This is a genomic window from Pseudomonas sp. p21 (assembly GCF_001642705.1).
Classification (GTDB): Bacteria; Pseudomonadota; Gammaproteobacteria; order Pseudomonadales; family Pseudomonadaceae; genus Aquipseudomonas.
In genome coordinates, this window is record NZ_LWBV01000001.1 from 207,877 (window position 1) to 231,568 (window position 23,692).

General features: G+C 58.7%; 18 protein-coding genes, 4 tRNA genes and 2 pseudogenes. 13 read left to right on the forward strand and 11 right to left on the reverse strand.

Annotated elements, in window-relative coordinates; all coding sequences use genetic code 11:
* The first annotated feature begins 1 nt into the window (after window position 1).
* From A4C63_RS01035 to A4C63_RS01045, 3 genes are all read left to right on the forward strand, one after another.
* Window positions 2-77 (forward strand) — tRNA-Lys (locus A4C63_RS01035).
* Between the two features lie 47 nt (window positions 78-124).
* Window positions 125-201: transfer RNA gene (locus A4C63_RS01040), tRNA-Pro, on the forward strand.
* 6 nt (window positions 202-207) lie between these two features.
* Window positions 208-283, forward strand: a tRNA-Lys gene (locus A4C63_RS01045).
* A 192-nt stretch (window positions 284-475) separates the two neighbouring features.
* On the opposite strand, the gene A4C63_RS01050 is transcribed toward A4C63_RS01045, so the two are convergent.
* The 4 genes from A4C63_RS01050 to A4C63_RS01065 form a co-directional block, all read right to left on the reverse strand.
* Entirely contained in the window at window positions 476-1,771 is a 1,296-nt protein-coding gene (locus A4C63_RS01050) for an NAD(P)/FAD-dependent oxidoreductase (protein WP_063911149.1), read from the reverse strand.
* An 84-nt stretch (window positions 1,772-1,855) separates the two neighbouring features.
* Complete coding sequence (locus tag A4C63_RS01055; RefSeq protein ID WP_013970765.1) at window positions 1,856-2,029, reverse strand: DUF3094 family protein; 174 nt, start codon at window positions 2,027-2,029, stop codon at window positions 1,856-1,858.
* Between the two features lie 133 nt (window positions 2,030-2,162).
* Window positions 2,163-2,792, reverse strand: a complete 630-nt coding sequence (locus tag A4C63_RS01060) for a DUF1780 domain-containing protein (protein ID WP_013970766.1) — start codon at window positions 2,790-2,792, stop codon at window positions 2,163-2,165.
* 55 nt (window positions 2,793-2,847) lie between these two features.
* The gene (locus tag A4C63_RS01065) at window positions 2,848-3,279 is read right to left on the reverse strand and encodes a hypothetical protein (RefSeq protein WP_063911150.1); all 432 of its coding nucleotides are present in this window, start codon (window positions 3,277-3,279) and stop codon (window positions 2,848-2,850) included.
* Window positions 3,280-3,364: 85 nt separating this feature from the next.
* On the opposite strand from A4C63_RS01065, the gene A4C63_RS01070 reads away from it, so the two are divergent.
* Entirely contained in the window at window positions 3,365-4,072 is a 708-nt protein-coding gene (locus tag A4C63_RS01070; RefSeq protein ID WP_063911151.1) for an energy-coupling factor ABC transporter permease, read from the forward strand.
* A 248-nt stretch (window positions 4,073-4,320) separates the two neighbouring features.
* Here A4C63_RS01070 and yacG read toward each other — a convergent pair whose 3' ends face one another.
* From yacG to A4C63_RS01090, 4 genes are read right to left on the reverse strand one after another with little or no spacing between them, the layout of a single operon-like run.
* A complete protein-coding gene (gene yacG / locus A4C63_RS01075; protein ID WP_063911152.1) occupies window positions 4,321-4,521 on the reverse strand; it encodes a DNA gyrase inhibitor YacG in 201 nt (66 codons plus the stop codon).
* A complete protein-coding gene (gene coaE / locus A4C63_RS01080; protein WP_063911153.1) occupies window positions 4,518-5,141 on the reverse strand; it encodes a dephospho-CoA kinase in 624 nt (207 codons plus the stop codon). Before coaE ends, yacG begins: the two co-directional genes overlap by 4 nt.
* On the reverse strand, window positions 5,141-6,007 hold the full coding sequence (locus tag A4C63_RS01085) for an A24 family peptidase (protein WP_063911154.1): 867 nt from the start codon (window positions 6,005-6,007) through the stop codon (window positions 5,141-5,143). The genes coaE and A4C63_RS01085 overlap by 1 nt, the downstream gene beginning before the upstream one ends.
* A 2-nt stretch (window positions 6,008-6,009) precedes the next feature.
* Window positions 6,010-7,218, reverse strand: a complete 1,209-nt coding sequence (locus A4C63_RS01090; protein ID WP_063911155.1) for a type II secretion system F family protein — start codon at window positions 7,216-7,218, stop codon at window positions 6,010-6,012.
* Between the two features lie 216 nt (window positions 7,219-7,434).
* Here A4C63_RS01090 and A4C63_RS01095 point away from each other — a divergent pair, with 216 nt between their 5' ends.
* From A4C63_RS01095 to A4C63_RS01105, 3 genes are all read left to right on the forward strand, one after another.
* Window positions 7,435-7,845 (forward strand): pilin, encoded by a 411-nt coding sequence (locus A4C63_RS01095; RefSeq protein ID WP_046616195.1) that lies wholly within the window; start codon window positions 7,435-7,437, stop codon window positions 7,843-7,845.
* Window positions 7,846-7,916: 71 nt separating this feature from the next.
* Window positions 7,917-7,992: transfer RNA gene (locus tag A4C63_RS01100), tRNA-Thr, on the forward strand.
* A gap of 251 nt (window positions 7,993-8,243) precedes the next feature.
* A complete protein-coding gene (locus A4C63_RS01105; RefSeq protein ID WP_063911741.1) occupies window positions 8,244-9,398 on the forward strand; it encodes a Fic family protein in 1,155 nt (384 codons plus the stop codon).
* Window positions 9,399-10,585: 1,187 nt separating this feature from the next.
* Here the strand turns inward: A4C63_RS01105 and A4C63_RS25145 are convergent.
* Window positions 10,586-11,387: pseudogene (locus A4C63_RS25145) on the reverse strand (IS5 family transposase).
* A gap of 376 nt (window positions 11,388-11,763) precedes the next feature.
* Between A4C63_RS25145 and A4C63_RS01120 the strand changes: the two are divergent.
* The 5 genes and pseudogenes from A4C63_RS01120 (at window position 11,764) to A4C63_RS01145 (ending at window position 19,035) form a co-directional block, all read left to right on the forward strand.
* The gene (locus tag A4C63_RS01120) at window positions 11,764-13,467 is read left to right on the forward strand and encodes a hypothetical protein (protein ID WP_156510839.1); all 1,704 of its coding nucleotides are present in this window, start codon (window positions 11,764-11,766) and stop codon (window positions 13,465-13,467) included.
* A 25-nt stretch (window positions 13,468-13,492) separates the two neighbouring features.
* The gene (locus A4C63_RS01125; RefSeq protein ID WP_063911158.1) at window positions 13,493-14,398 is read left to right on the forward strand and encodes a hypothetical protein; all 906 of its coding nucleotides are present in this window, start codon (window positions 13,493-13,495) and stop codon (window positions 14,396-14,398) included.
* Window positions 14,398-17,079, forward strand: coding sequence for an antiviral RADAR system adenosine deaminase RdrB (gene rdrB, locus A4C63_RS01130; protein WP_063911159.1), 2,682 nt, complete (start codon window positions 14,398-14,400; stop codon window positions 17,077-17,079). The genes A4C63_RS01125 and rdrB overlap by 1 nt, the downstream gene beginning before the upstream one ends.
* Window positions 17,080-17,506: 427 nt before the next feature.
* A pseudogene (locus A4C63_RS25150) lies at window positions 17,507-18,356 on the forward strand (IS5 family transposase).
* Between the two features lie 451 nt (window positions 18,357-18,807).
* Window positions 18,808-19,035 carry a hypothetical protein gene (locus A4C63_RS01145; protein ID WP_063911161.1) on the forward strand — a complete coding sequence of 76 codons (228 nt, stop codon included), beginning with the start codon at window positions 18,808-18,810 and terminating at the stop codon, window positions 19,033-19,035.
* Between the two features lie 659 nt (window positions 19,036-19,694).
* Here A4C63_RS01145 and A4C63_RS01150 read toward each other — a convergent pair.
* Window positions 19,695-21,233 (reverse strand): MFS transporter, encoded by a 1,539-nt coding sequence (locus A4C63_RS01150; protein ID WP_063911162.1) that lies wholly within the window; start codon window positions 21,231-21,233, stop codon window positions 19,695-19,697.
* 109 nt (window positions 21,234-21,342) lie between these two features.
* Between A4C63_RS01150 and A4C63_RS01155 the strand changes: the two genes are divergently transcribed.
* A complete protein-coding gene (locus tag A4C63_RS01155; protein ID WP_015268872.1) occupies window positions 21,343-22,233 on the forward strand; it encodes a LysR substrate-binding domain-containing protein in 891 nt (296 codons plus the stop codon).
* Between the two features lie 185 nt (window positions 22,234-22,418).
* Here the strand turns inward: A4C63_RS01155 and A4C63_RS01160 are convergent, their stop codons facing one another.
* Window positions 22,419-23,672, reverse strand: coding sequence for an arsenic transporter (locus A4C63_RS01160; RefSeq protein WP_063911163.1), 1,254 nt, complete (start codon window positions 23,670-23,672; stop codon window positions 22,419-22,421).
* Window positions 23,673-23,692: the final 20 nt, after the last annotated feature.

The window sequence follows — 23,692 nt, forward strand, 5'->3', positions numbered from 1 at the left end:
CGGGTCGTTAGCTCAGTTGGTAGAGCAGTTGGCTTTTAACCAATTGGTCGTAGGTTCGAATCCTACACGACCCACCATGTAAAAAGGGCATCTCAAGCGAGATGCCCTTTTTCTTTAAGTATCACGGGGTGTAGCGCAGTCCGGTAGCGCGCCTGCTTTGGGAGCAGGATGTCAGGAGTTCGAATCCCCTCACCCCGACCATTTTCCGGGTCGTTAGCTCAGTTGGTAGAGCAGTTGGCTTTTAACCAATTGGTCGTAGGTTCGAATCCTACACGACCCACCATGAAAAAAAGGGCATCTCCAATGAGATGCCCTTTTTTTGCCTGCTCCGCACAGCAACACAACCCCTTGTAGGAGCAGCCTTGTGCTGCGAAGGGGTCGGTACGACAAAAGATTTTCTGTGGCGCTAATGGCCTCTTCGCAGCACAAGGCTGCTCCTACAGGGCAGTGCCGTGCCTGTAGGAGCAAGTGCCTGTCAGTGCAATTTCAGGCGCGGCTCGGTACCCCGGCCAATCTTGCTACCCAGCATCATCAACGCCGTGCGGAAGAACCCATACAACGCCATCTGGTGCATCCGGTACAGCGACACATAGAACATCCGCGCCAGCCAGCCCTCCAGCTTCACGCTGCCCATCAGGTTACCCATCAGGTTGCCCACCGCCGAGAAGCGCGACAGCGACACCAGCGAACCGTAGTCCTTGTACTCATAGGTCGGCAGCGGCTTGTTCTCCAGCCGCGCCTTCAAACTCTGCGCCAGCATCGAAGCCTGCTGGTGCGCCGCCTGGGCGCGTGGCGGCACGTTGCGGTCGCTACCTGGTTGCGGGCAGGCGGCGCAGTCACCGAAGGCAAAGATGTTGTCGTCGCGGGTGGTCTGCAGGGTAGGGCGCACCACCAGCTGGTTGATGCGGTTGGTTTCCAGGCCATCGATGTCCTTGAGGAAACCCGGCGCACGGATACCTGCCGCCCACACCTTCAGGCTGGCCTGGATCACTTCACCGTCTTTGGTTTTCAGGCCATCCTCGGTCACTTCACTGACGGCGGCGTTGGTCATCACCTTCACCCCGAGTTTTTCCAGGGTCTTGTGCACCGGCACGCTGATGCGCTCTGGCAGCGCCGGCAAAACGCGCGGGCCCGCCTCGATAATGGTGATGTGCATGTCCTTGGGCTGGATGCGGTCCAGGCCATAGGCCGCCAGTTCGTGGGCCGCGTGGTGCAGTTCGGCTGCCAGTTCCACACCGGTGGCACCGGCACCGACGATGGCCACGCTGATTTTCTCGCTGGCCACATCACCGGCATGGGCACGCAGGTAGTGGTTGAGCAACTGCTGGTGGAAACGCTCGGCCTGCTTGCGGGTGTCGAGGAACAGGCAGTGCTGCGCCGCGCCCAGGGTGCCGAAGTCGTTGGTGTTGGAACCCACGGCAATGACCAGCGTGTCGTAGCCCAGGGTGCGCGCAGGCAGCAGCTCGCGGCCCTCTTCATCGAGGGTGGCGGCCAGTTGAATCTGTTTGCCTTCACGGTCCAGGCCGCTCATGCGCCCCAGCTGGAAGTTGAAGTGGTTCCACTTGGCCTGGGCCACGTAGTTCAGTTCGTCTTCCGAGGAGTTCAGCGAGCCGGCGGCCACTTCGTGCAGCAGCGGTTTCCAGATGTGCGTGAGGTTGGCGTCGACCAGGGTGATTTCGGCCTGCTTGCGCTTGCCCAGGCTTTTACCCAGGCGGGTCGCCAGTTCCAGGCCGCCGGCGCCGCCGCCGACAATCACGATGCGATGAGTCATGGGGATATCTCATAAGGTTTACGGAATTCGTGGCCCCGGGGGCCGGCCGCAAACTGCACGAGGGGAGGGCGAGCGCGAAGCAGCTCATAGCACCAGTCCACTGAGCAGGCGGCTGATGAGACCCAACCCGATGGTCACGGCCACCACCAGCACAAGGAGCAGCCACGGCCGGAAGGGCCTGCGCTCGACTTGGTGCTGGGGGGCTCGCAGATACTCATCGACACGACGCTGATCTTCCGGATTCAGGCGGCTGGTCATGGTGGGGCCTCGTCAGGTAGACGTTTGTGACTGCGTAAACGCTACAGCGTTCACGCAAGCGCTTGAAACAAATGATAAGGCTTTCTATCTCTGGCGCCGAGTGTACGCCATCGCAAACACTCGCTGCAGTGGATCAAAGACTGATGCCCACGTCGAAAACAATGCTGCGGCCCAGGTTGCCACGCAGGAAGTCTGGCGCGTCGGGGTGGGCGAACAGCACCCGGGCAAAGGTCGGCCCAACCAGCGACAGCGAGCGCCAGCCCTGGCGCAGGTATTCGGTGGGCGGCGGGAAGTGGGTATTGAGGTCGAGTACTTCGCGCTTGAGGCTGGCGAAGGCGATGATGTCCAGCTCGTTCAGCTCCAGCCCGCGCTCCCGGTAGTTGTGCGCCTTCTTGCGCAAGGTCGGCGCCAGGCGCCCCAGCAGCTCGGTGGCACTGATGCGCCGCGGGCGCGCTTCGCGGCGTACCAGCTGCGCCAGGGAAAACGCACTGCGCCGACGTTGCAGTTCTTCGCGCCATTCATCGTTGAGCCGGCGGCCCTCGTCGAGCACGAAAAACACCTCGAAAGCCGCGTCGCGGAACAGCACGTCGGGTGGTTCCTGCCCGGCCGGGGTGAAGTCCTCGCTGCGGTAGGGGATGTTCAGCCCCTGTAACAGGCGTTGGCACACCCAACGCTCCCGCTCCCACTTGCGGGCGTTGGAGAGAAAGGCATTGGCTTGCTCCGCCTGGATGGTAAGCAGGCGCAGGTAGTCTGAGTCATCCATGCAGACAAGCTTAGCCGCTAATCGATGACGATAAGATGCTGTTTGTGCGCAGAAATCAGCTCAGCACCGGCCATTGCTGCACCACCCCCAGCAGATGCACCAGGCCAAACCCCAGGCAGATCAGCGAACTGACCACGATGAAACGCCGCGAACGCCCGGTGCCCGCCAGCAACAGGGGCCCCAACAGGCCACGCACCAGGTACACCAAGGTGATCAGGCAGATGGCCGGTAGCAACAGGGGCAGCCGGCCGATGGCCCCGGCAGCTGACAGCGCATAGGCCGACCAGGCCAGCAGCACGCAGGCGATGGCTGCCGTGATCAGCCCCGGGTACCAGCGGCCCTTTTCGGCAGCCACGGCCATGCGCTCACCGGCGCCGAACAACCGGTACCAGCGCGGCCCGACGGCGATGATGGCCAGGTGAAGTACGCCGATGATGGCGTTGAGGGCTGCTGCCAGCAGCAGGGCGAGGTTGATTCCTTCCGGCATGAGCAATGCTTCCTGCATCGTATGAAGGCGCCAGCCTAGCGCAACCGAATGAAACGGAGAATGGGTGTAGACTCGCTTTATCCACATGGCTGCAAGGGGCATTCGTCAGGTGATCAGCGCGCAGGTGTTGTCCGGCACCACCCTTACGCTTGGCTGGCTGGGTTATGTGCCGTTGCTGGTCTGGGCGGTCAGCCGGGTTGGCTGGGTTGAGCTGTTCACTGACCGGCGCCGCCAGCATCTGCTGTTTGGCACGGTGTTCTGCCTGTTTGCGCTGTGGCTGGTGCGGCGCGATTTCGATACCGGGGTGTCGTACCACTTCATCGGCATGACGGCGGTCACGCTGCTGCTGGACTGGCCACTGGCGGTACTGGGTGGGTTCATGGCCCAGCTCGGCTTGCTGGTGCTGGGGCGCCAGGACCTGGCGGCGCTGGGGGTGAATGGCTTGTTGCTGGTTGGCCTGCCGGTGCTGATAGCGGAGGCGTGCGCGATAGCGGTCGAGCGCGCCCAGCCGCGAAACCTGTTTGTGTATATCTTCTGTTCAGGGTTCTTCCCGGCGGCACTGACGGTGCTGGCCTGCCTGTCAGTCGGGCTGGGGCTGTTGTGGCTGGACGGGCGCTTCGCCATGCCGGAGTGGCTCAGCGACTTTGTCGGCTACCTGTGGCTGATGATGTTCCCCGAAGCGTTCATCAACGGCACGGTGATCAGTGCGCTGGTGGTGTTTTGCCCGGAGTGGCTGGAAACCTTCAACCGCACGCGGTATCTGCAGGCGCCGTGGAAGGAGGATGAGCGGTGATTGTGTGGGAGATTACCTAGCCCTTTGGGCTGCGCTGTCGCACAGGGAACAATGTTCGAGAGCTTTCACAGTCCCTTGTGGGAGCGGGCGTGCCCGCGAACACCGGCGGAGCCGGTGCCATACACCGCGTTGGCCGTTTCGCGGGCACGCCCGCTCCCACAAAATTCTGCTAAATCAATGATTTATGTGTTGTTCTATGAGGGCGGGCATGCCCGCGAATAGGCCCGCACAGCCACCTTGCTATCGGCTCAATGCCGCGGCTCCAGGTCCCCTGAATACAGCTCATCCTCGGAGTCTTCCGCCCCCGGAATCTTGTGCTCCTCAGCCGCCCAGGCCCCCAGGTCGATCAGCTTGCAGCGGTCCGAACAGAACGGCCGGAACGGGCTTTTCTCGTGCCATTCCACAGGTGCGCCACAGGTCGGGCAATCGACGGTCAATGGCTGGCTCATGGCTGGCCTCCTCGTAAAGTCAGGTAAAAGTGGTGCAGGCGGTCAATCTGCTCATGCAGCGCGGCAAGGTCGCCGTCATTGACCACCACATCATCGGCATGGCGCAGGCGCTCCTCGCGGGCCAGCTGGGCCTTGAGAATGGCCTGCACCTGCTCGGCGCTGGTGTTGTCACGTGCCAGGGTACGCGCCACCTGCAGCTCCTGCGGCGCATCGATCACCAGCACCCGCTGGGTTTTCTGGTGCTGCCCCGACTCGATCAGCAGCGGCGACACATACACCGCATAGGGCGACTGCGCCTTGGCCAGGTAGCTGAAAATTTCCTGCCCGATCAGCGGGTGCAGCAATTGCTCCAGCCATTTGCGCTGCGCCGGGTCGGCGAAGATCAGCTGGCGCAGGGCGGCACGATCGAGTTGGCCGTCCGCCTGCAGCACGCCGGCACCGAAGCGCTCGACGATGCTGGCCAGGGCCGGGCGGCCAGGCTCGACCACCCAGCGCGCCGCCTGGTCGGCATCGACCAGATGCACGCCAAGCTCGACGAAACGCTCGGCAGCGGCGCTCTTGCCGCTACCAATGCCGCCGGTCAGGCCGAGAATCCAGGGAGTAAAGGCCGCAGTGGTCATCAGAATCCAAGCAGTTGTGTGTATGAAGCGTATATTTCATCACCCCAGAGCACGGCAATCCACCCCGCAATCGCCAGATAAGGGCCGAACGGGATCGCCGTACCCATCGCATGCCGGCGCAGACGCAGCAGGCACAGCCCCGCCAGCGCCCCCACCACTGACGACAGCAGCAGGGTCAACGGCAACACCTGCCAGCCCCCCCAGGCCCCGATCAGCGCCATCAGTTTGAAGTCGCCATAGCCCATGCCTTCCTTGCCGGTAACCAGCTTGAACAGCCAGTACACCGTCCACAGGCTGAGGTACCCGGCCACCGCGCCCCACAGCGCACTGGTCAGCGGAATGTAGAGCCCGAAGGCGTTGACGATCAGCCCCAGCCACAGCGTCGGCAGCACCAGCGCATCCGGCAGCAATTGGTGCTCGGCATCGATCAGGCTCAGGGCCAGCAGGCACCAGGTCAGCGGCAGTGCCAGCAAGGCCTCGGGCGAAGCACCAAAGCGCCAGGCCACCACCAGCGACAGCAGCGCGCTGGCCACCTCCACCAACGGGTAGCGCGGGCTGATGCGGGTTTTGCAGGCTGAGCAACGCCCGCGCAAGGCCAGGTAGCTGATGACCGGAATATTCTCCCACGCGCGAATCCGATGCGCGCAATGCGGGCAGCGCGAGGCGGGTAGCCACAGGTCGAAACGCTCGTGCGGCGTGATCGGCAATTCCAGCATTTCCTGCGCCTCACGCTGCCATTGCCGCTCCAGCATGATCGGCAGGCGGTACACCAGCACATTGAGAAAGCTGCCCACCAGCAGGCCGAGCACGCCGGCCAGGGTGAGGAAGTACGCCGGCTGCTCAGCCAGTAAAGTCCATAGAGTCATGTTCAGATCAAGCTACCCAACTGGAAGATCGGCAGGTACATCGCCACCACCAGGCCGCCCACCAGCAGGCCCAGGACCAGCACGATGGCCGGCTCCAGCAGGCTGGTCAACTGGTCCAGCGCCTGGCTGACCTGTTCCTCGTAATGGCTGGCGGCTTTTTCCAGCATCTGGTCCAGCGTGCCACTGGATTCCCCAATGGCCGTCAGTTGCACCAACAGCGGTGGAAACAGCGGCTCAGCGGCCATCGCCTGGTGCAGCCCCTGCCCATTGGCCATGCCTTGGCGCAGCCGCAACACCGCCTGTTGATGCAGGTCGCCGCCACTGACCCTGGCCACCGTGCCCAGCGCATCCAGCAACGGCACCCCGGCGGCGTAGGACGTCGCCAGGCTACGCGCAAACCGCGCCAGCGCCGCCTGCCCCAGCAGCGTGCCGAACACCGGCAAGCCCAGCACCCGGCGAGATATCCACAGGCGCGCTGGCGCGTGCTGCCGGTAGAGCTGGCGCATGGCAAAACCCAGTACCACGCCCATCACCAGCAACAGCGGCGCAAACCGGCTCAGCCCTGTGGACAAGTCGATCACCCATTGGGTGAAAGCCGGCAACGCCGCGCCCATGCCAGAGAACATACTCTCGAATTTCGGAATCACTTCCAGCAACAAAATCGCCGACACCCCCAGCCCCGTCAGCAACAGCAGCAGCGGGTAGATCATCGCCTTGCGCACCTTCTTGTGCAGCACCCGACGCTGCTCCAGCATGCCCGCCAACTGTTCCAGTTGCCGGTCGAGCGTGCCGGACTGCTCACCCACCCGCACCAGGTTGCAGTACAACGCATCGAACCAACCCGGGTGGCGCTGCAACGCATCCGCCAGCCCCAGGCCCGAGGCCACATCCTGTTTCAATCTCTCCAGCAATGCCGCCAGCGCCGCATCGCAGCCACTGCGCCCCATCACCTCGAACGCCTGCAGCAGCGGCACCCCGGCCTTGAGCAAGGTCGCCAGCTGCCGGCTGAACCCCGCCGGGTCGGCCTTCTCCCGCCGTTTCGGCAAACTGAACGCCAGCCCGCCGGCAGGCCGCAAGCTGGCTACCCTGATGCCCTGGCGGATCAGCCCGGCACGCACATAGGCCGGGCTGTGCCCGGGCGTTTGGCCGCTGACCGGCATACCGTTGGCGTCGGTGCCGTACCAGGTGTAGAGGCGTGTAGATGGGGTCATGCAAAGGTCCTTTTTCTGCCCGTGCGACAAGCCTGGAAACAGCTTGCCGCGTCCATGCAAGGGCGCGCGTCCGTGATGCTCACTAGAGTAGTTCAGCGAAGACGACGCCCAAGCGGGCAGGGGTGACAAAAGGTGTCTGTTCAGGCCTACTGCGCCGCTGCCAGCCGGGGTCGAGCCTGACCTCAACGAGTACGCGTATCAAAAAGGAAAACGTTCATGAAAGGGCAACGCGGTATCACCCTGATCGAACTGATGATCGTCGTCGCGATCATCGGCATTCTGGCGACCATCGCCTTACCGATGTACACCAACCACCAGTCACGCTCCAAGGCCGCGGCCGGGTTGCTGGAGATCAGCGCGCTGAAGACGGCGATGGACCTGCGGTTGAATGACGGCAAGGATGTGGCGGATGTGGCCGCGCTGGGTGGCCAGCCGGCGACGGCGCACTGTGCGATCACGGCTAGTGGCAAGGCGGCGGATGGCAGCGGGAGCATCGTTTGCACGCTGGTGGATGCGCCGGCCACTGTGCTGGGCAAGGCACTGACCCTGACGCGTTCGGCTACCGGGTGGGCGTGTACGACCGACATCGAGGAAGACCTGGCGCCGAAGGGGTGCAAGGCGCCTTGAGGGTAGGGCAATAAGTCAGGGGAAACAGGGGTTTGCGTAACGGGTGCGAGCAATGGTACGTTGCGCTACACGCCGGTGTAGCTCAGTCGGTAGAGCAGCGCACTCGTAACGCGAAGGTCGCAGGTTCGATTCCTGTCTCCGGCACCAGAATCAGTTGGCCTATGGCGATTTCTCGCTACCTGGCACCAATAGAAGCCCGCCTTGCGCGGGCTTTTTTGTTCCCGCTTTTTTCCCCATGGATCTGCGTGTTTTTGACTTCATGGTTCGCAGTTTTCCACTTAGGGTTGCACGCCTTTTTAGATAATGGTTAGCTGTGGTTCAGGTTTTTGCCAGTGTTTACTGGGTGAGAACCGAAATTTTTCTAGATAATGTTTTTCCCGTTTAGAGATAATTTTGAGATGCCCCAGTTTTCTCACCACGACCTGCAGCTACTGAACCCGTCCTTCGACTCGCCGCTGGTTGACGTTCTGGCCGAGCTCGAGTTTCTGCGCCGGCTGAGGCTGGAAGGGGACACTCCACCTCAGGTGTTCTTTCAGTTGAAGGCGCTGTTCCACACCCTGGAGAGCTTGGGGTCTGCTCGAATCGAGGGCAACCACACCACGCTGGCCGACTACATCGACAGCAAGGTCGAAGGGAAAGCCCAGAGCACCGACCAGTTGATGGAAATTGCCAACATCGAGAAGGCGATGGATTACATCGAAGAAGTGATCGAGCCCGGTGCAGACCTGACAGAGCATACGATTCGAGAACTGCACGCCATGACCGTACTTGGGTTGCAGCGTGAGGGCGATAAAACGCCAGGCGCCTACCGGGAAGGGGCGGTCAGGATCGCCCAGGCGGAGCATCTACCTCCGGAAGGTGTGCTGGTGCCGCAGTACATGCAGGAATTGGTCAGTTTCATCAATCGCGACGATTCCCCTAAATACGCGCTGATGAAGGTCGCCCTGGCGCACCACCGTTTCGGTTGGATTCACCCATTCGGCAATGGCAATGGGCGGGTGGTAAGGCTGCTTACCTACGCGCTGTTGATGAAGTACGGCTTCAACGTGAACACGGGTGGTCGGGTACTCAACCCCACAGCGGTGTTCTGCAATGACCGGGACAAGTACTACACCATGCTGGGGCTTGCTGATACTGGCACCACAGCAGGGCTGGAGGCATGGTGTACCTATGTGCTGCAGGGCATCCGTGATGAGTTGGAGAAGGTGGACAAGCTCACCGACTATGGCTACCTCACGAAGTGCATTCTGTTACCGGCGGTGAGTTTTGCACGCAGCCGGGAGTGGATCACCGAGACCGAGGAGCAGATTCTGGTCAGCGTCATAAAGATGAAGGTCGTGAAGTCGAGTGACATTGCCGAGGCACTCCCCACGCTCACGGCTAACCAGCGGACTTATCAGATCAAGAACCTGGTAGAGCAAGGCATGCTTCTGCCAATCAACCCAGGTTCGAGGCAATACACCATTGGCTTTTCCAACAATTATCTGGTGCGTGGCGTCATCAAGGCACTGAGGGAGCAGGGGTTCATTCCAGAGCCTCTCGACAGGCCGTGAATGATTGCAAGATCGGCACTAATTCAGCTTGAAGTCGCCTCGTGAACATTAAGGCCCGAATGTGAGCGCGATGCTCGAATGTTCCCGCCTTTTGTAGGAGCGGCCTTGTGTCGCGAAAGGGCCGCAAGGCGGCCCCGGCAATTCTTGCGCCACCGCTGAACTGTGCCCTGCAACGCAGTTCCCCCTCCCCACGAGTTCTTTTCAAGATACTTCGGAGCAGCTTTTCAAAGCATGCACAGCCGGGCAGTCGGACAGGTATCGCTACCCGGAAAATTACCCCGTACCTGTATGAGCAACTGTCTCGCTCAAATTCTAAAAGCTAGCGCGATCCCTGTGGGAGCGGGCAAGCCCGCGAAGGGCTGCAAAGCAGCCCCAACCCAGCCGGCAAACGTTAACTGAACGGCATTAGTGCTTGCCCGCAAACCGGGCGAAGCCCGTGCCATGCACCGAAATACTGACCAGCCGTAGGCGCGTAGATAAAACAGTGCCAATGCAGTTTTCACCTGCAACCCTGTGATTCGAGCCCTGAAAGCCACGGCAATTATTTTGGCGGTTCTCCCCAAGCGGATAGCTCGCATGTTCACTACCCATTGATGGACACCTATTCCAGTACACCGCTTTGTAAGCGTCTGGTGAACTCATCTTTACCATTAGCCATTGCTGTCGACGTTGGTTGATCCCGTTACCATAGGATCACTTAACCAGAGTAGATCAAGCTATGCCAAGGTTGTCATTCGCCATCCGAGTGTTGTTCGCCTTTTGCCTTTTGATCGCGACCGCCAATCACGTCCGAGCAGATATTCTGCATGGGTTGTTCTGGGACTACGGCTATGGGGACAGTGCCTATTGGGCTAGCCGCGTTTTCTGGGGGGGCTGACTTTTTTTGACCCGCTGGCGGCAGTGCTCCTTTTCATAAAACCAAGGATGGGAATTATCCTCACAGCGACAATTATTTTGGCTGACGTGGCTCATAACACCTATTACGTCGCACTGAAACAGCAGTGGCCGGCGCCGTTCTATCTATCGCAAGTAGCTTTTCTTATTGCGGTGTTTCTACTCTCACCTATCGTCTGGAGGCGGGAACAGTCCGGCGAAGTCACCGTTTGAACGCCAGCATTCAAAGAGAATTGTGCTCGCCCATCATTTTTCATCCCCATCGTAACCACTCTCTCCCTATACTACGGCTGCTAGGCTCTGTACGAAAAGAGATGTCGCAAACAGCGCATGGAACAAGCCAGCGAGACTATGGCGGCGTAGCTTTTCGCGAGCTTGTCAAAACGAGTTACGATTCGACGGTTCTCTTTCAGCCAGCCAAACATGCGCTCGATGATGTTGCTCTGCCGATACTTGGGGCGATCAAACAGTCTGGGTAAGCCAGGCGTGGGCTTGCGCTTCATCGAGCGCATCGGGATGACGGGTTGCATTCGATATTGGTCGCAGTAGCGGCGCAGCGCTTCGGCGTCGTAGCCCTTGTCGGCAAGCAACCACTTGCAGCGTTTTCGCGGGCGGCCACGTTGGCTCGACGGGATGCTGACTTCGTCCAGCAACGATGTCCCGTTGGCGTCGCAGAGCATGTGAACTTTGGTTGTCAGGCCACCGCGATTGCGGCCTAGAGCGTGATCGGCTGGCTCGTCAGGCCCCCTTTTCTCCTGGCGCCAGAAGAGGCTCGGGTTGCGCGTACAGCGGTTGAATCGATCCTCCAAGTTTGCAAATCGATCAAGCCTTGCTCATTAAGTCTCAGGTGCAAGCGTTTGAGCATCTGATCGAATGTGTCCTGGTTTTGCCAACCCCGGAATCGTTGATACACCGTTGACCATGGGCCGAAGCGTTTCGGCATATCTCGCCACGCACCGCTCGAGCAGAGTATCCAGAGCACGCCATCAAGCATCAGGCGGTCGCTCAGGCGGGGCCGCCCCGGCCATGGGATTCAGTGAGGAGATCGGCGACCACAGTCCAGGCCTCATCCGAAAGTTCGTAACGCTTTTCCATCACAGAATGCCTTTCCGTAGATGGCCGGGAACCCTACAGAATTTCAGCTTCCGAAGCGCGCCGATTGGGCTTCTCGGGATTTCGTACAGAGCCTAGGACAATCAGGACTTCGAGTCGGCAACTTTCCCCCGGCACCGCGAGCATTTCGCTAGCCATAGCCTTCGAGGAGTCCGACGCGGAGGCCTTCTGATGAGAGCTATCGACTACCTCCGCGACTGCGGGTTGCGTAGTGTTGCGCGCGCTCTCCTGCCTTTCAAATGCCCCAACAGAGACAACGTAACTCATAAACATCCTGCTGTGATAGTGTTCGTGCAATCTGCAGTGGCCTTGGGCTACTAGCGCCTCCGTTAACCTCCTGTCAGACATAAGACGAGAAATGTCCACACCTACTCAAATAGCTCGATACATTCCGCTCAACGCCCCCGAAACCGCCAACCTAGATGATGAAAGGACTCTGCTTCCGTTGGCTGTATACCAGAGCCTAGCAGGTTTCATCACTAAGGCCCTGCATACAGCCAGTGATCAAAGGGACAGTGTGAAGGTTAATGAGGTTCGTAGCCATAACGCGGTATCGATTGATGGCGAGCGTGGCACTGGCAAGACTTCAGTGTTGGTGAATTTGCGTAAGTATCTTAAAAGTGCACATGAGAGTATCTTGAAGGATATCCATATCCTTGATCCGGTTGATCCGACTTTGCTGGAAGAGCATGAATCACTTTTTCTACATATAATAGTGGCGGCGGTGATTTCGGATGAGGATGTAAAGAAGTCTCAATGTGTTAATCCTGAAGGTTACAAGCAGTTGAATCAAGCGTTGGACAAGCTTGCTCATGCACTGGAGTGTATCGATGTGCAAAAAGAGGAGCGCGGAATGGACAAGCTGCGCGCGCTTTTTGGGAACAAGCATTTGGCCGATCGGGTTCAGGATTTCTTCAGGTCGGTACTAAATTTACTGGGGAAAAAGCTGTTGGTACTGCCGATTGATGATGTTGATATATCACTCAATCGAGCCTTTGAAAATCTGGAAATAGTTCGTCGCTACCTAACCACTCCTTATGTGTTGCCCATCGTCAGTGGAGACCGCGGACTGTACCGTGAAGTGACGTGGCGTGATTTTCACGGTCGTTTAACCGAAGACTCAAGTCACAACACTGAACAGGCATACAACACTGCCATTGAACTTGCCAACGAGTACCAGCGCAAGGTGCTACCATTGCCACGCCGGCTGGTTATGCCTCCGGTGAGTAAGTACCTGAATGATCGGGAAATATCTCTGGGTTTACCAGCCATCATTTCCCTGCCCAATTTCCATGCTTGGTTGAACATCTTCCTGACTGGACCCGTCAATGGCCGCGAAGGCAGCGACCTGACTCTGCCCATCCCGTCGTTGCGAGCTTTGACCCAGCTTGTAAATAGCTGCTCAGACCTTATACAAGTTCTGCCACAAGCTATCCGCTCGGCAGAGAACCCCTTGCAGGTAATGCGTGTCTGGCAGATGCCAACTGTACATCCAGATTTGATTAAAGAGTTTCATGCCGAGCACCAAAGACTAAATAGGGAAAAGAAGAGGGAGTTCGGCCCGGCATACAGAATATTTGCAGAGCAGCCTCGTGAACAGGCAGGTCTTCTAATCGGCGCACTGGATCAAACGGTGTCCGCCAGTTGGGAACGCACCCTGAGTGATTATTTCCAATACGAGCCGCAGGCTGGCGCCGTATATTTGGTACTCCAAGCCTATCAGTACTGGCAGGGGTTGGCGAATAGTGGCGAAGAGGAGCGCAGGGGTAGTATTTTTGATACTCCACTCTTTCAGCCGCTGCAGCATGATGCGACTGGGTTGGAGCAGTTTGTCAAGGTTATAGACTTTTCTGAATGGAAAGCGCACTTGGGTGATAGATTGCCAGACAGCTGGCTGTCCAGACTAGACTCCCACAAAGCGTTGCTTTCATATCCAGTGCCTGAGGTCGGTATAAACTCGGCAAAGGATTGGAAATATTGGGAGGTGATTTCCGGCGTCCAGGCAGCTGATGAGGTGAAAAGTAAAGCCAGTTTTTTTACTGTCACTACTGACCCAGCATAACTATTACACAAATGCTAAGCGCAGCATGATGCTGAATATTGGTCGTGTTTTCGAATTGCTGATTACTAGCCTTGTCGGACCGGTTAGTTTGCAAATCCTTCAAGATATTGTACAGGACGCACCGTTCCATTCCACTAGCGCCTTGGCACCTACTAAAACCCTCAGCTTAGGCTTCGATGAGGATGATGAACCTATGGAGAGCGGATTGGATGATGTGTTGGAGGGATTGAATCCGCAGCTCGAACAGTTACAAAAAGAAATTGCGAAATGGCGCGCCCGCCATCAACTTGATCAGGTGCGGTTCTCGCCGTGGCTGGTTTATAAGGTGTTCAACAAGGTTTTCAGCCAGATCGCCGGATTTAGGAATGTGCCAAACGGCATGAAGGACATCAGTACTGCACTGGATAAGGTGGGTATGGTGTTCTACGCCACTTGGTCGGCTTTTGGCAGCTTTGAAAAGGGACGGTTATTTGGTCTGCCGGATGTAGTTGCTACCGTCAATCTGAACTCGCCGCACAATTTCGAACAAAATGACCATTTTAAGGTGAATGTGTTGCCTTTTGCGCCGACCAAAGGTCAGCGAGGTCAAGATACTCCCGATTCGATTGCTAAGCGCGAATATGGTGCCAGCACCCGCACAGCAAGTTATTTCCTTGCAGATCATCCAATCAGACTTTGGCTAGATGAAATTTTAGAAATTTCGTGGCCCAAAGAGTCCAGGAAAATTAGTGCAAAAGAATGGCTGTGTGGTCAGTTGGGCGTCGAGCCGCCAGAGCGCCTGACTCTGAAATTTCTAGAGAAAGTGTTGCGTGAAAGAACGGAGGACGAACGCCGGAATGTCATTTCTGAAATGACTCAGCAATATCCTAATGCCAGTGAACTGAGGTCACTGGAGAAGGTGCACAAAGTCTTGCAGGATAATCAAAGCTGATGTTGAACCGTTCTCTTACCGAAAATGCCACCGGCGGCTTCTATGGAAGCGAGCGGCTCGCGGTACGATTGTGGACTGAGTTGGTCACTCCACAGCAGGGCATAGCACAAGACCGATGGCATGGATTGCAAAATGACTGCTATCAGCTGCTAGTGGACACGCTGGACACGCGCTATCCCGGCCGTTATCGCCTGAACGATGTGCGCCGACTTATGGACCGAATGTGTGATGCGAGGCTGTTTGTCGGGCCGGAGTTGCCCTGGCTTGACGGCTTGTTCGGCCAACTGATGCTCCGCAATGGTGACATGATTTGCTATCGCGAGGCCGAGGTCCAAGCCTATGCACGACTAGCGGCGGAGCTGGACCCGACGCTGCTGGTGGCATGGCATCTGAGTGGCTGGCTGAGGGAGAGTTCACCCACACAGGGGAGAGACATATGCCGCGTCGTATCAGCGCAGGCTCCCTTCTTTGCACCCCCGCCCAACCTAGCTTTGCCGCATGCCGAAGGCCATGTCCACCTGGGGGGGATTGCCGCCGATAGTCTCGTTCTGGGTGACTGTTTGCTGAAACCTGAAGGTTTAAGCTGGGCAAGAAACAAACAGTCCGATTGGGTCACGCAGCTGAAGCGTATGCGACAGCTACTGATACTTTTGTTGGAATCCCCACATCGAGAAGGTTGGCCGGTGGAGATTTCAGCGCTACTTAATGACCCGATGGCGAACCAAGAGAGGCTGCCAGATTGGACGCTGTTGGCAGCGAGCCAGACTTCGGCACCAGTGGGGTCTCCTTTATGGGTATGTAGCCAATTTGCCCAGGCCATGATTCGCGGTTGTGCCAACCGCTGGCTCTGGCTGCAGCTATACCTCTGCAGCTTGTATCGTGACGCCCAGCTCGTTCCGCAGTGGCGTGTTGCTGTTCTGTGCTGGCTGCAGACGCTCAATGATTTGCGTCGACGGCTGATCATGGATGGCCAAGGCTTAACTCGTTTCGTTGAACACTATTTTCAGGCCCCTTTGAGGCGCGGCGTCCGGCCTGACTTGCATGAAAATGTGCGCCGGCTACTGGTGGCGAAGGGGGATGTGGCGGAGGTCAAAGCGATGCCGGGGGCATTTTCTCCGAAGGCCGTAGCCAAGCTTTCCGCTGCAGTTGCCAGACAGAGCAAGCAGCATGGAGCCATGCCACCTTATATTTTTGGTGAGCATGAGGTCAGCATCGAGGGGGCCACTGGGCCGTACCTGCAGTCGTTGGAGCGCTGGCAGTTCTGTGGCCATTTCTCTCGCTCTCAAGGGCAAAAGCGGGCTTTCGGTAAAGAACCGAGAGCAGATTTGGAAAAGCACTGGAAAATAGCTGATGAATTGCTTGCTAGTTTGTCTCGGCAGTCGGGTTGGAACCAACCAGAGTTTCTGGGCGGCCGCCTAAATCAAAATTTCCGTTTCCAGCCCGCACGCTGGTTTCGCGGATTAGACGTGGCTGGTGACGAAAATGACCTACGTATCGAGTGGTTTGCGCCTATGTTGCGCTGGTTGCGTCGGGGTTTTGTGTCGCGCCCCGACGGCGAGCACGCCAGCAGTGGCTTTCATCTGAGCATCCACGCAGGCGAGGACTACGCACATCCTTTGTCTGGTATGCGTCATGTCGACGAAACGGTACGCTTTTGTGAAATGCGCGATGGTGACCGACTAGGGCATGCCCTAGCTCTTGGGATTGAACCTGCACAGTGGGTTGAGCGACAGGGCGAGATGATGCTCCCTCTAGATGAGCATCTGGACAATCTGGTTTGGCTTTGGCACTACGCCACGACACTCAGTGGCCGTTTGCCTCTGGCACAACAGGTGCTGCCTATCATTGAGCGTCGTATTGCGCGTATCTTCCCCTTCACACTTTGGCTTGAGCCACCTGAACTGGATAGAAATTACCAAGTAGACGGGAAGCCACGGGCTCGTCTAGAGTCGGTGCCTCCTTCGGAGCTTTATCGTGCCTGGTGCCTACGCCGTAACTGTCACCATCTTTGGCAAAAACTGCACGATGATGAGCCAAGAAGTGAGCGGGAACTGTGCGCGGTGCCGGATGCCGTAATGATAAACAGACTGTCAGATACAGCGGCGCGTATTTACCGTTACCGCCACCAACATTTGGCGGCATCGAGCAAGCTTCCATTGGTGGTAATAAGAATAGGCAGTGAGTGGGACGGGCAGGCGCTATATGGAGAGCATGCCAACCCGGTGCGTGAAATTATCGATGACGTAGATACGGTCCCGGAATTAGAATTCATGCATGCCCTGCAGGATTACCTGCTAGATCAATATGACCAGATGGGGCTGATCATCGAGACCAATCCTACGTCGAATGTTTACATAGCTCGACTTGAGAGCCATAGCGAGCACCCGATCTTTCGCTGGAGTCCGCCAGATGAGTCAGTGCTAGAAACTGGCGGTAGGTATAACAAATTTGGTTTGCGGCGTGGGGCGATTAGGGTTTTGGTCAATACCGATGATCCGGGAATTATGCCAACTACCTTGAGAACAGAGTTTTCATTGTTGCGCGAGGCTGCCATCGCGCTAGGGGTGGCTAGGACAGTGGCGGAAGAGTGGTTGGATAAATTAAGGCGCTATGGAGTTGAACAATTCCATAGAAATCATGTCGCTGTATTCGAAAGGGAGAGCGATGACATCGATTTTTAGCAAAAAATAGTTTTGGGTTGGCTGTTTGGTTAAGATGTAGCAATGCATTTTGCTTTGTCTATTAACTGAGCTTCATGTCTTTATGAAGTTGATGGTTGCAACTGGTAAATGGTTCAAGGATTTACTTTTTATCGTGTAACGTAGTCTGGGTAGTTGGCGTCGCTCGATTGAGCCATTCGGGAGGGGGAGATCAAAAGCTTGTACCGTCCGTCTCAAAGACCGGCAGCTGTCCGTTTCATTCATAGGAAAGTCATGGTCTTAGGCGGGCAAAAGGGAGTGCTTGGAGTTGATGTGTAAAATGCTTGGGGTTCGCAGTTTCGGGCCTCGCGCCCTATGCTCTGTACGAAATCCCGCGAAACCGAATCGCGGCCCCTCGACCGCTGAGATTTTGTAGAGTCCCTCGCCATCAATGGAAAGGAATTCTGTGATGGCAAAGCGTTACGAACTCTCGGATGATGCCTGGACTGCGGTTGCCGATCTCTTCACTGAAACCCATGGTCGGGGGCGGCCCCACCTGAGTGATCGGCTGATGCTCGATGGCGTGCTCTGGGTGCTCTGCTTGGGTACTGCGTGGCGAGATATGCGGGAGCGATTTGGCCTGTGGTCAACGGTGTATAAACGGTTTCGGGGCTAGCGAAACCAAGGGACGTTCGATCAGATGCTCAAACGCTTGCACCCGAGATTAAATGAGCAAGGCTTAATCGATCTGCAAACCTGGAGGATCGACCCAACCGCTGTACGCATAACCCGAGCCGCACCGGGAAAAAAGGGGACCTGACGAGCCTGCCGATCACGTTTTAGGCCGCAGTCGTGGTGGCCTGAAAACCAAAGTCCACATGCTCTGCGACGCCAACGGGACACCGTTGCGCTTCCTCCTCTCTGGTGGTCAAGCCAGTGACATCAGCTACACCCAACCCCTGTTGGATGAAATCTGCATTCCCTCGAGCCAACGTGGCCGCCCGCGTAAACGCTGCAAATGGTTGTTTGCCGACAAGGGCTATGACGCCGAAGCGCTCCGGCGCTACTGCGACCAGTATCGAATGCAACCCGTCATCCCGATGCGCTCGATGAAGCGCAAACCCAAGCCTGGCTTACCCAGGCTGTTTGATCGGCCCAAGTACCGACAGCGCAATATCATCGAACGCATGTTTGGCTGGCTGAAAGAGAACCACCGCATCGTGACACGCTTCGACAAGCTAGTGAAAAGCTATTTCGCCATGGTCTCGCTGGCTTGTTCCATGCGGTGTTTGCGACATTTCTTATCGTACAGAGCCTAAGGGTCCCTGATGGCCATCTTCCTACGAAACGCGCAGGCCTTTCCGACTCTTGGAAACTTGCGAAAACAGCCACTCGGGAATAAAGTCTCCCCGTCACCGAAGCATCGGTGATGCGACCTTGGCCGGTCGGAATCGAAAGGCGCATCAGCGCCCAGTCTTCATCGCAGGCGCTTTTTTTGTGCCCGCGATGTCGCGTCATGGCGGTGGTGCGCGGGACACCTTCGGGTGTGCCGGGCTCCTTTCGTCCCGGTCGGCCAACCCGCGTACTGCTGCCACCTTAACTTGCTTGGCCGCGAGCGGTGGCAGTTCCATCACGAAAGGAACTCATGCATGACCACCGTAAATCCGCTAAAGATCCTCGTATCCGTTCTCCACCGTCGTACCTCGGCGGCCTTCAACGATCTCACCCCCAGTCAATCTCGCTTTGTCTCTGCAGCAAGGGAGGCACGCCATGACTGACCAAGAACGCCTATCCACCATCCAAAGCTACGCCTGGACTCTCGAACTGCTAGGCGAGGCCCTGGTCCAGCACGACGAAATGCTGGAGTGCGAACACAACCCCCGCCTGAGTTTTCGTAACACGGCCGGTATCCATCAGGCGATCCGGATCATCAGTCGTTTGGCCAGTGAGCAGTGTGGGAAGGTGATGGAGCGAAACGGCCAGGACCCTGTTGGTTAGGCAGGATCATTGATGAATGGCGGGCCAGATATCACCCTTGCGGCTGGCCCTCTGCTAAAGGCCTCCTGGTGGTGTATTCCTGTCGGGTAGGGTTATGGGGCTGCTGCGCAGCCCATCGCAGGCAAGCCAGCTCCTACAGGGACCGCGCTAGTCCCTCCAGCACGACGAAATGCTGGAGTGCGAACACAACCCGCGCCTGAGTTTTCGCAACACGGCCGGTATCCATCAGGCGATCCGGATCATCAGCCGTTTGGCCAGTGAGCAGTGTGGAAAGGTCATGGAACGAAGCGGCCAGGACCCTGAGCGTTAGGCAAGATCATTGATGAATGGCGGGCCAGATATCACCCTTGCGGCTGGCCCTCTGCTAAAGGCCTCCTGGTGGTGTATTCCTGTCGGGTAGGGTTATGGGGCTGCTGCGCAGCCCATCGCAGGCAAGCCAGCTCCTACAGGGACCGCGCTAGTCCCTCCAGCACGGCGAAATGCTGGAATGCGAACACAACCCGCGCCTGAGCTTTTCGCAACACGGCCGGTATCCATCAGGCGATCCGGATCATCAGCCGTTTGGCCAGTGAGCAGTGTGGGAAGGTGATGGAGCGAAGCAGCCAGGCCCCTGAGCGTTAGGCAAGATCCCGTTGTTGCGTGTAATCGCCATGCCGTCGTCAGCCCCGTACCGAATCGGAGGCTGGCAGGCTGCTGTGAGGCGCTTTGGCACGCCTTGCCTGCTCGTCTTGCCCAAGCAAGAAGAACGCCGCACCAGCCGACAACACGGTGAAGCCGATCAGCACCAGCACCAAGGTGCCGAAGCCGTCCAGATACGCGGCCTGCAGCAGCATGGGGTCAACGCCCTGAAGCTGGCTCAGGTCGCCCATCACCAGGCGCTGCGCCAGTTCGCTGTAATCGTCGGCAGGCAGTACGCGCCCGAGACTGTTACCTACCAACGCGGTGAGCAGGGCGATGGTGATCGCCAGGGCGACACCTTCGCCCGCTACCCGGGTGGTGTTGAAGATGCCGGCGGCCATGCCTGCTTGCTCTTTGGGGATCACGCTAACCGCCAGCCCGTCCATCAGGCCCCAAGGGAAACCGGTGCCGATACCAATCACCAGCATTGCCAGCACCAGTTGCTGGTAATCGCCAATAGCGGCATGGGCCAACAGGTACAACCCCGCAGCCGCCACCAGGAAGCCTGCAGCCGACAGCACGCCAGCACTTACCCAGCGGGTCAACCAGGCGGCCAGCAGCGGGACCACCAGCATCGGCGCCGACAGTGCCAGCATGATCAGGCCGCTGTGCATCGGGGCGATGCCTTCTACGCCGATCAAGCGAAACGGAAGCAGTACGATCAGCACGATGTAGCAATAACAGGTGCCGATCGGCAGAATCTGCACCCCGACAAAGCGCGGGTATTTCAGCAGGCTCAGCTCAAGCATCGGCTGCCTGGCGCGCAGCTCGATGGTCACGAACGCCAGCAAGCTCAGTGCCGCGCCGCCGAACAGGCCCAGGATCAGCGGGGAGCGCCAGCCGGCCTGCGGCCCCAGGATGATCGCAGTGGTAAACAGTGCGAGCATGCTCGAGAAGGCAAGCACACCGGGCAGGTCCAGCTTGGGCGCTTTGGGGTTATAACTTTCGCGCATCCGTGACAACGCCGCCAGCAGCGAGATCGCAGCAAGGACCGCGGTGCTGACGAAGATCGAGCGCCAGCCGAACTGTTCGATCAGCAGGCCGCTGACCATCGGTCCGAACGCCAGGCCCAGCCCGAACGTGGTGCCAAGCAGGCTGAACGCGCGCGTGCGGGCCTGGTCCTCGAACTCTTGGGCCAAGGCGGCGGAACCGCTGGCCAGGGCAGCGGCGGCGGCAACGCCTTGCACCGCCCGTAGGGCATCAAGCCAGACGATGCTGTAGACGTTCGCCAGCAGGATGCTGACGATGACGAACAGGGCCAGGCCCAGCGTGAACAGGCGCTTTCGCCCGTAAATGTCCGACAGGGTTCCGGCTGCCATCAGCAGGCTGCCGAAACTGAGCATGAAGGCGTTGGTGATCCAGGTAAGCGAGGACGGCTCGGCATCGAAGGCCTTGCCGATGGCCGGCGTGGCCACGGCGCCACCGGTGAAACTCAGCGGCAGCACCAGGGCGGCCAGGCAGATGGCTGCCAGAACATAGTAACGGCCCGCGTGCGGGGTGTGATCAGTAGCCTGATCCATTGCGCTATCCCTCCTGTTGTAGCTCCGTGTGCGTTAAATCTATAGTGGCCGCAATGTTGGATAAACAGGCTGGAACTCCACTCATAATGGACAAAAGGGAAGTAATGCCATGGAAAGCCTGAACGGCATCCTCGCCTTCGTGAAAACCGCCGAGTCGTTGAGCTTCGTCAGCGCGGCGCGGGCGATGGGTATTTCCGCATCGGCGGTCGGCAAGAACGTTGCCCGCCTGGAGAGTTCGTTGAAGGTGCGGCTGTTCCAGCGCAGTACGCGCAAGGTCAGCCTGACGGCGGAAGGCCAACTGTTCTATGAGCGCTGCCGGCGCATCCTCGACGACCTGCAGGATGCGGAGGCCATGCTGTCCCATGCGATACAGGCCCCGCGTGGTCGCTTGCGGGTCAGCCTCCCGACCATCGGCTACCGTTTTCTGCTGCCGTTGATGCCGGCTTTTCGCAAGGCATACCCTGAAATCGAACTGGAAATGGACTTCAACGACCACCTGGTCGACCTGATCGACGATGGCTTCGATGTGGTGATCCGCAGTGGTGGGCTAGCCGATTCAAAATTGATGTCGCGCAAGCTCGGGCCGTTCCGCTTTGTCCTGTGCGCAGCGCCTACCTACCTGGCACGCAAGGGGCGGCCCCAGACGCTAGCCGACCTGGAGCGACACGACTGCCTGCGCTATCGCTTCGTCACGACCGGCAAGATCATGGACTGGAGCCTCGGCGCCGATCCCGAGATTACCCAGTTGCGCTTACCCACGGTGCTGACGCTGAACAACATGGAGGCAATGCTGATGGCTGCGGTGGACGGCCATGGTATCGCCTACATGCCGGACTTTCTGGTACGTGAATCGGTCAGGACTGGCGCACTGGAAAGCCTGCTTGATGCGCATACCTCCGACCAGGGCCAGTTCTGGGCACTGTGGCAATCGAGCCGCCACCTGTCGCCGAAGATCCGTGTGTTCGTCGACTTCATCGCCGAGCGTTTGTTCAAGGCGTAAATTGCCCGGCGCCTCCAACGATCTCCACAACACATAACTCATTGAGTTGGCAGTGACCTAGTGGGAGCGGGCGTGTCGAGGCGTCGAACCGCCGCGAACACCGGCGCAGCCGGTGCCAGGCACCGCGTTGGATTTTTCGCGGGCACGCCCGCTCCCACACGGTACGCGGACCGCTTGCGAGCGCTTCACAAATGAAGCAACCCCAACGCCCCGATCAAGGCAGGCGGCATTACCAGCGCCCCCAGGCGCAGGAAGTCCAAGGCACCGACGTGTTCGCCTTCACGGCGAACGGCAACCAGCCAGAGCAAAGTGGCCAGGGAGCCGGTAATCGACAGGTTCGGCCCGAGGTCGACGCCAATCAGCAGCGCCGCAGTGGTTCTCGCGGGTAAGTCGACAATATGGCCAACGGAGCCTGCGATCAGGCCGGTCGGCAGGTTGTTCATCAGGTTACCGGCGATCGCCGCGACCACGCCGGCGCTCCAGCTCGCCTGGTGCTCGGAGCTGCGCGCCAGCGCGGCCAAGCCATGGGCCAGATGCTCGATCACACCCGTCTGTGCCACTGCTTCCACCAGCACGAACAGGCCCGCCACCAACGGCAGTACGCCCCATGCCACGCCTTTGAGCACCGGCATCGGGTTGCGCCGTTGGCGCAGGTGGATCAGCCCGGCCGTGGCGATGCCGGCGCAGAAGGTGGGTAAGCCGAGCTGCCGGTCCAGGGCGGAGGTCAGCAGCAACAGTACACCTGTCAGCACGATACCCAGCGCGCACAAGCGTGCACCGCTGGACAGCGGTTGCACGTCAATGGCCGTTGCCAGGGGCTGGCGGATCTGCTTGCGCTGGGCCAGCCGAAGTACCAGGTAGGTCAGGCCGATGGCGGCCAGCGATGGCAAGGTGAATTGCCGCAGCCACTCCAGCAACGGCGGCATCTGGCTGCCGAACACTACCAGGTTGGCCGGGTTGGAAATGGGCAGGACAAAACTGGCGGCATTGGCGATGAAGGCACAGATGAACAGATAGGGCAGCGGCTCGGCCTTGGCCGCCCTGCAGGCGGCGTACACCGCTGGGGTCAGCACCACAGCCGTGGCATCGTTGGAGAGGAACACCGTTACCAGTACCCCCACCAGGAATACCAGGTCGAACAGGCGCTGGCCGGAGCCCCGGGCATGCTGCACCGCGTACATGGCCAGCCAGTCGAACAGCCCTTCCTGGCGTGCCAGTTCGGCCAGCACCATCATACCGATCAGAAACAAGTACACATCGCCACCCTCGGCGACAGCGGCGAGGGCTGTGTGTAGTGGCACCAGGCCAAACACGGTCAGCAACAAAGCGGCGCCGACCGCCCAGATATACTCCGGCACCCGCCAGGGGCGCAGGATTACCCCGCCGGTCGCCACGGCGGCGACGGTCCAGATGAGCGAGGATGGATCAAATACGGGCATGCAGTTTACTCAGGTGAATG

Bases quoted from the DNA above. Each gene is read 5' to 3' on its own strand.
- A4C63_RS01060 (WP_013970766.1), bottom strand. From the start codon at position 2,792: ATGGATGACTCAGACTACCTGCGCCTGCTTACCATCCAGGCGGAGCAA.
- rdrB (WP_063911159.1), top strand. From the start codon at position 14,398: ATGTTGAACCGTTCTCTTACCGAAAATGCCACCGGCGGCTTCTATGGA.
- A4C63_RS01120 (WP_156510839.1), top strand. From the start codon at position 11,764: ATGTCCACACCTACTCAAATAGCTCGATACATTCCGCTCAACGCCCCC.
- A4C63_RS01160 (WP_063911163.1), bottom strand. From the start codon at position 23,672: ATGCCCGTATTTGATCCATCCTCGCTCATCTGGACCGTCGCCGCCGTG.
- coaE (WP_063911153.1), bottom strand. From the start codon at position 5,141: ATGACCACTGCGGCCTTTACTCCCTGGATTCTCGGCCTGACCGGCGGC.
- A4C63_RS01095 (WP_046616195.1), top strand. From the start codon at position 7,435: ATGAAAGGGCAACGCGGTATCACCCTGATCGAACTGATGATCGTCGTC.
- A4C63_RS01055 (WP_013970765.1), bottom strand. From the start codon at position 2,029: ATGACCAGCCGCCTGAATCCGGAAGATCAGCGTCGTGTCGATGAGTAT.
- A4C63_RS01070 (WP_063911151.1), top strand. From the start codon at position 3,365: ATGGCTGCAAGGGGCATTCGTCAGGTGATCAGCGCGCAGGTGTTGTCC.
- A4C63_RS01150 (WP_063911162.1), bottom strand. From the start codon at position 21,233: ATGGATCAGGCTACTGATCACACCCCGCACGCGGGCCGTTACTATGTT.
- A4C63_RS01065 (WP_063911150.1), bottom strand. From the start codon at position 3,279: ATGCCGGAAGGAATCAACCTCGCCCTGCTGCTGGCAGCAGCCCTCAAC.
- A4C63_RS01155 (WP_015268872.1), top strand. From the start codon at position 21,343: ATGGAAAGCCTGAACGGCATCCTCGCCTTCGTGAAAACCGCCGAGTCG.
- A4C63_RS01085 (WP_063911154.1), bottom strand. From the start codon at position 6,007: ATGACTCTATGGACTTTACTGGCTGAGCAGCCGGCGTACTTCCTCACC.
- yacG (WP_063911152.1), bottom strand. From the start codon at position 4,521: ATGAGCCAGCCATTGACCGTCGATTGCCCGACCTGTGGCGCACCTGTG.
- A4C63_RS01105 (WP_063911741.1), top strand. From the start codon at position 8,244: ATGCCCCAGTTTTCTCACCACGACCTGCAGCTACTGAACCCGTCCTTC.
- A4C63_RS01125 (WP_063911158.1), top strand. From the start codon at position 13,493: ATGATGCTGAATATTGGTCGTGTTTTCGAATTGCTGATTACTAGCCTT.
- A4C63_RS01050 (WP_063911149.1), bottom strand. From the start codon at position 1,771: ATGACTCATCGCATCGTGATTGTCGGCGGCGGCGCCGGCGGCCTGGAA.
- A4C63_RS01090 (WP_063911155.1), bottom strand. From the start codon at position 7,218: ATGACCCCATCTACACGCCTCTACACCTGGTACGGCACCGACGCCAAC.
- A4C63_RS01145 (WP_063911161.1), top strand. From the start codon at position 18,808: ATGACTGACCAAGAACGCCTATCCACCATCCAAAGCTACGCCTGGACT.